Below are 6,000 nucleotides of genomic sequence, written 5' to 3'. Positions count from 1 at the left end.
TTTGAACTGTTCTACCCGAAATCAGGAGCGTGGACTAAGTCGCTCAGCATACCGGCCAGTGATGAAAGCTTCGGCGTGGTGTTCACAGATGGCCTGATCGTGGTGGTCGGTGGCGAAAAGCCGACATAGGTGCTGAACGTGGTCGAGATGTACTACCTCACCGAAGGTGAAGTAAAATACTGTACCCCCATGCCGATAACACGGCACGCCGAGATGGTAGTAACCGTCGACAACCCTGTATACTGCATCAGTAGCGCCAACCCGACCACGCATCAGAGCGTTATCGTGACTATCGAGGCATTAGACTTCATATAACTGACCGTGTAGCCTATCGACGTCAGCACGCTTTTTGTTGAGTGAAGTGATCGATTCCTTCGGGCCCATCGTCACGTACGATGCTGGAGTTCTCGTAGCCATCAAGTGGTTATCCGTGATAGAAAGTATCCCAATTTGTCCCGTACTTTCCAGTGCGGATCTGCTATGAGATCTTGATTTCCTTCGGGGGTTGGTAGTTCACATGCCGCCAGCTAGCCCATACACTGAATTGTCGGTGACCGCTTCCTCCCCAGTGTCATAACTGTCGATGTTCAGCACCGACCCGGAGGAGCTCCTCCCGGGTAATCGTCATCTTGTTGTAGATGTCGGCGAATATCTTGGTTTGCAAGAAAAATCCGTTATCCAAACCTTTGTGGGGACTAACCGCCACGTACCAGCCGAGTGCTCTCTGCGATATAGCCTTCGATCCGGCTCTGCTGTTTCTTCGAGAGCAGCGGCTTGATTTGTACAGTTGAACAGGGTGGCGGTTCAGTCGGTAACACTTGCATGAAAATACTTATTGAATCCATGATTTGTTGTACTGTAAATGCGGAGCCAGGATGCGGTTCTGATTCACACAGTATTTGTCCTGCGTTAATCACCCCTGAGAACGCCAACATCGCGATATTGACTTAACCGTCGATATTTCCGCCGAGTTCCAAGGTGCACAGCTTGACCAGGTCAGCGGCCCGTCTATCAACTTTCCTGCCGACAGCCGAGCTGCAGGTTAAGGTAAAAGTTTCGATGTCCGGATTCAACGTCAGAGTCTGTCCAGTCTCGACGCCGCCCGGCATCACTGATAGCACATCCCCAGGTAAACCCAATTCGGTTAGGAACTCGGCTAAAGTATTTGCAGTCAAATGGGTTTCGTAGTCCTTCTTGAGTACTATTGTGCAGCCTGCCAGCAGCGCCGGATCCAGTTTGTTGACCGTCAAGAACAGCACCACGTGCCATGCGGCGATTATGCTATTATCCCTACTAGTTCGCGGCTGACGGTGGTTAGCTCGTACGAGCTATTGCGGGTTTCTGTCTACTTGACCTTGTTCGCAGCGCCGGCAAATAAGTTCATCATTACCTATTTAATGCATCGTTTTGACGATGGGCTGTCGATCGGTATCGGCTGTCAGCAGTGTGGTGAACAGGCTCTTGCGGTCTTCCATCAACTTTGACCGCTACGGCGATAGCGGCTGCGCGCTGCGCTGGTGGTGTCGAGGGTCGGGAATCGCGGTCGAATGCCGCGCGGGCCACGGCGATCGGCGGTGTCAACGTCGGTGGAAGCTGCTATCAGCACCTTGTCGATATACTAGCCGGTAGTCTGGCAGTTTACCTCAATGAAACTTGGAAGGTCGATGGCTGCGTACAGGTGCTGCCGATGAAGAGTTGGTCTTATTCTGTTTTGTGGGTGTAAATTCTAGCGCCACCCTACCCAAGCCGAAGCGCAGCGATAATCTGCTTCAGTTGCACTAATGCTGCGGTCGTAGTACCAGCACCAGATTGCTTACCATGAACTCGCGCAGTGCCGGCACTGATGTCAGCCACCACGTCCATCGCGGGTGGTAGCGAGGAAATGCGGCAACCGCGCCACCAGTTCTTGCAGCCCAATTCAGGCCGTCTGCCGCAGACACCGCAAACAACGACGACCCGTAGTCGTTGTTTGCCCGTTGACCGTGTTTCCGAACATACCGAGCGGCAGCGCGGGCACCGCCTAGGTAGTGCGTCAGGCCCATCTCGTGCCCACCGAACGGACCCAGCCAAACGGTGTAGGACAGCACGACTAGACCGCCCGGCCTGGTCACCCGCAACATTTCCCGGCCCAGCTGCCAGGGTTGGGGTACGTGTTCGGCGACATTAGACGACAAGCAGATGTCGACAGTGTCATCGGCGAAGGGCAACGCCATACCTGAAGCTTGGACAAACGTGCATGCTTTCGGCGCCAAAGCCGTTCCCGCCGCGTGTATATCGCTTGGGTCCAGCTCGACCCCGACGTATCGGACGGCGATGTCAGCAAACGCTGCTGCGAAATATCCAGGCCCGCCGCCGACGTCGAGCAGTGTGCGGCCAACCGGGGGCGTGCCGTGTGCAGCCAGCCAAAGATCACTAACCATCGCGGCGGTATCGGCTGCCAATGCCCCATAGAAGCGGGCCGGATCCGATTGTTCGTAGCGAAATGCTGACAGCAGCCGTAGTGAACGGCGCAGTGTAGCCCGCTGGGCAAACACGTCAGTGATATGAGCGGTGATGGTCACCGGCCATACCCTACAGCTGGTGTCTAATTACCCAAACGTGAACATGACGCTGGGCTGTATGCCCGCGGTCGCTAGGCTATCGGTCGATGTCTGCCGCGCAACGTGAGCTAGGTTCGGTATTGCTGCTGTGCTGGCGCGACATTGGTCACCCACAGGGGGGCGGTAGCGAAACCTATTTACAGCGCATCGGCGCACAGCTTGCCGCATCAGGTATCTCCGTTACGCTGCGCACCGCGCGTTATCCGGGTGCGCCACGACGTGAAGTGGTCGACGGTGTACGGATTAACCGCGCCGGTGGACGTTACTCAGTGTACCTGTGGGCGTTGCTAGCGATGGCAGCGGCCCGCTTGGGGCTCGGACCGCTACGGCGGGTGCGTCCCGATGTGGTCGTTGATACCCAAAACGGCTGGCCATTCCTGGCCCGGCTGTTATACGGCAGCAGGGTAGTGGTGTTGGTGCACCATTGCCACCGTGAACAGTGGCCGGTGGCTGGGCCAGTGATCGGTCGGTTCGGCTGGTATGTCGAGTCAACGTTGTCGCCGCGGTTGCATCGGCGCAATCAGTACCTGACGGTGTCGTTGCCATCGGCCCGCGATCTGGCTGCTCTTGGTGTGGATAATGAACGAATCGCGGTGGTGCGCAACGGTCTCGACGAAGCGCCGGTGCAATCGTTGTCTGGTCCACGAGGGGCATCGCCGCGAGTGGTTGTGTTGTCGCGGCTGGTGCCGCACAAGCAGATTGAAGACGCGTTGGAGGCCCTCGCGGAGCTGCGGCGACGGTGCTTCGGGATGCCGGATCTGCATCTTGACATTGTTGGCGGTGGGTGGTGGCGACAGCGACTCGTCGACCATGCTTACCGACTTGGGATTGCCGACGCGGTGACTTTCCATGGCCATGTCGATGACGTGACCAAGCACCATGTGCTGCAAAGCTCTTGGGTACACCTGCTGCCTTCGCGGAAGGAGGGATGGGGTCTGGCGGTGGTGGAGGCGGCCCAACACAACGTGCCCACCATCGGCTACCGATCGTCCGGAGGGCTGACCGATTCGATCATCGACGGAGTGACCGGGATATTGGTGGACAACCGCACTGATCTGGTGGATCGGCTTGAAGAGCTACTGACTGATCCCATGTTGCGTGATCAACTTGGCGCCAAGGCGCAGGCACGCAGCGTCGAGTTTTCCTGGCGGCAAAGTGCTGACGCAATGCGTATAGTGCTAGAAGCGGTGCAAGCCGGCGACTACATCAGCGGCGTGGTCTCAGTTGGTGTGTGACGCGAAGCGCTCCCATACCGACTGGTGAGTCATACCTAAAGCTGCGCCAATGCATGCCCGCGAGGTATCGCGGTGCCGCAGTTCAAACACCTGATCCTGAAGTTCTGCTTCGATGTTGGCAGTGGTCGCTGCTATCCGCGGAAACGCGCCAAAAAGTGGTTAATCGGTCACTGCTACCCACTTTGGGATCGTTGGCTTCTTGGCAAGGGCCGACATCGAGCACGTCAACGCATAGCTCTACGCGGCCATCGCAGATATCAATTAACTGACCCTGCAACGAGTTTAACTACTTTCTCGGCGGAGTAGACGCAGAACAAGTATCGAAGATTAGTCGTTGCTATCGCCATGATTGTCAAGCTGCGTTTGACTTGTCGCGGAAGTGAGCGTGCCTGGCAATGCGCATGCCGAGCGCGCCTACGATCAGCATCGCCAGCCACGTCAGGTGCGTGGCAATCAGTAATGTTCGGCGGTGAGTGGAAGCTACTCTCACGCTGTTACCGCCTATATGATAGAGGGCAATCGCATCATCACGGTAGATTGGTGACAGCGCGGAGAGGGTGCGTGCGGATGCACCTAGGTCACCGGCGGTGTCCGATTCGACAACCAGCCAAGCTACGCCGGCCGCAGCTAATGCGGAAGGATCCGGCCCAGTCAGCAATAAGTCCTGTACCGCCCGAGCATGATTATCTTCGCCAGCGACCATCACTCCAGAAATGACCAGATCACCGGTGTTCAGCACGTCGGCGCTGACCCAGCGAGGCAGCGGATCGAGCACCGGCGCGGCCCTGGACCACGAGAAGTGTCGCATGGTGCCGGCGGGCAGTACCGCTACCCACCCTGGGTCTCCACCTCGGTTGTTGATCGTCTCCGCCACGGCCGTCCATCCGGACGGGTAATGCACTGGCTGAACCTTGCCCCACACGCCCCAAGCCAGGTCCGGCAGTGCCAAAATCAGCGCTAGGCAGCACGCCAACGTCGTTACTATGGAACTTAAGGGCCTTGGAGGTCCTAGCCAACGTCCCAGCGTCATCACTGCACCAGCCCCCGCAAGTGCATATCCCGGTACCGCTAACGCCACCCACTTCTGCCCGTCGCGCAGCACTCCGAAGCTGGGCACAGCATCGACTACGGCGCGCAGCACGTCTAAGCCTGGGCCGGTTGCCAAAGTGGCTGGTACCACCGCCGACACCACCGCTAGCCCAAGCAGCGGTACCACTGCTGGACGTCGCATCGCTACTGGTAGTCCCGCCACCACCACAGCAAGCAACACCGCGGCCGACAATAACGCGAAAAGTGTTGTTCGCGAGGAGGGTACGGCCTCACCGTTCCAGATCCCGCCGAGACTGGCCAGGCTGACAAGTGTGCCCAGACCGGTCTCGGCGCGGGGCGCAAATACCGTGACACCGAGCGAGTTTGCTGCTGTATGAGCGGTCAACGAGGTGCCCACTGCCGAAGCCGTCAGCCAGGGCAGTGCGGCCCCTACCGCACTGCTCAATGTCGCTGCAGCGCACAGCCAACGTGGTCGCCCTCCACCAGGTGTAGCCACGCAGACCAGCGCTACTGTCGCGGCGAGCATCAATCCGGTCGGAGTCAACCCGGCTAGCGCGATCCAGCAAGCCAGCGCGAAAAACCCTAGTGAACCCGGCCAGCTCGCACTATTGGCTGACCGCAGTGTTACCATTGTCTCGGCGACCCATGGTAGGCACCCGTAGCCGACCAGCAAGCTCCAATGGCCCTGCAGCAGCCGTTCGGCTACATAGGGATTCCAGACTGCCAGCGTGATCGCGACGAACTGGCCGCCCGCACCCGCCGAGGGCAGTGCCGTCGCGACCAATCGAGCCGCACCCCATCCCGCCAGCCATAGCCCTAAGACGAACGACGCCTTCACCACGACACCGCCGTCGACCAGATACGAGGCTAGTGTCACCGCGAAATCTTGTGGCGTAGCCCGCGGCGCGGACGTCAATCCCAGGGCGGTATCAGACAGATATGACCGGGGCGTGGACACCGCGTCGCGCCACAGCAGGTAGCCAGGCCGCATTAGCGGGCCGACCACCAACAGTGTCAGGACCAACGCGTAGCTGGGCCGAGACCAGTGCATGGACCGACTGCACACCCCACTTATACTCACGGCCCTGCCGCCGAGCTGTGCTCTGATTGCCCGG

At 58.8% G+C, this 6,000-nt stretch carries 4 protein-coding genes and 1 pseudogene; 2 read left to right on the top strand and 3 right to left on the bottom strand.

The genetic code is table 11. The annotated features are described in order from the left end of the window. Positions 1–129 precede the first annotated feature (129 nt). Complete coding sequence (locus MUBE_RS16430) at positions 130–315, top strand: hypothetical protein (protein WP_116539891.1); 186 nt, start codon at positions 130–132, stop codon at positions 313–315. On the opposite strand, the pseudogene MUBE_RS12805 reads toward MUBE_RS16430, so the two are convergent. After that, a pseudogene (locus MUBE_RS12805) lies at positions 273–1,689 on the bottom strand (aldehyde dehydrogenase family protein). The gene MUBE_RS16430 and the pseudogene MUBE_RS12805 sit on opposite strands and share 43 nt — an antisense overlap. An 89-nt stretch (positions 1,690–1,778) precedes the next feature. After that, positions 1,779–2,543: a class I SAM-dependent methyltransferase gene (locus MUBE_RS12800; protein ID WP_116540822.1), complete on the bottom strand. Its 765-nt coding sequence runs from the start codon at positions 2,541–2,543 to the stop codon at positions 1,779–1,781. 104 nt (positions 2,544–2,647) lie between these two features. Here MUBE_RS12800 and MUBE_RS12795 point away from each other — a divergent pair, with 104 nt between their 5' ends. Further along, entirely contained in the window at positions 2,648–3,835 is a 1,188-nt protein-coding gene (locus tag MUBE_RS12795) for a glycosyltransferase family 4 protein (RefSeq protein ID WP_116540810.1), read from the top strand. A gap of 352 nt (positions 3,836–4,187) precedes the next feature. On the opposite strand, the gene MUBE_RS12790 is transcribed toward MUBE_RS12795, so the two are convergent. Beyond that, entirely contained in the window at positions 4,188–5,936 is a 1,749-nt protein-coding gene (locus MUBE_RS12790; RefSeq protein WP_116540809.1) for an MmpA family trehalose lipid delivery protein, read from the bottom strand. Positions 5,937–6,000: the final 64 nt, after the last annotated feature.

The organism is Mycobacterium uberis, from assembly GCF_003408705.1.
In the GTDB taxonomy this organism is placed as follows: Bacteria; Actinomycetota; Actinomycetes; order Mycobacteriales; family Mycobacteriaceae; genus Mycobacterium; species Mycobacterium uberis.
This window is presented reverse-complemented; position numbering and strand designations above follow the sequence as displayed.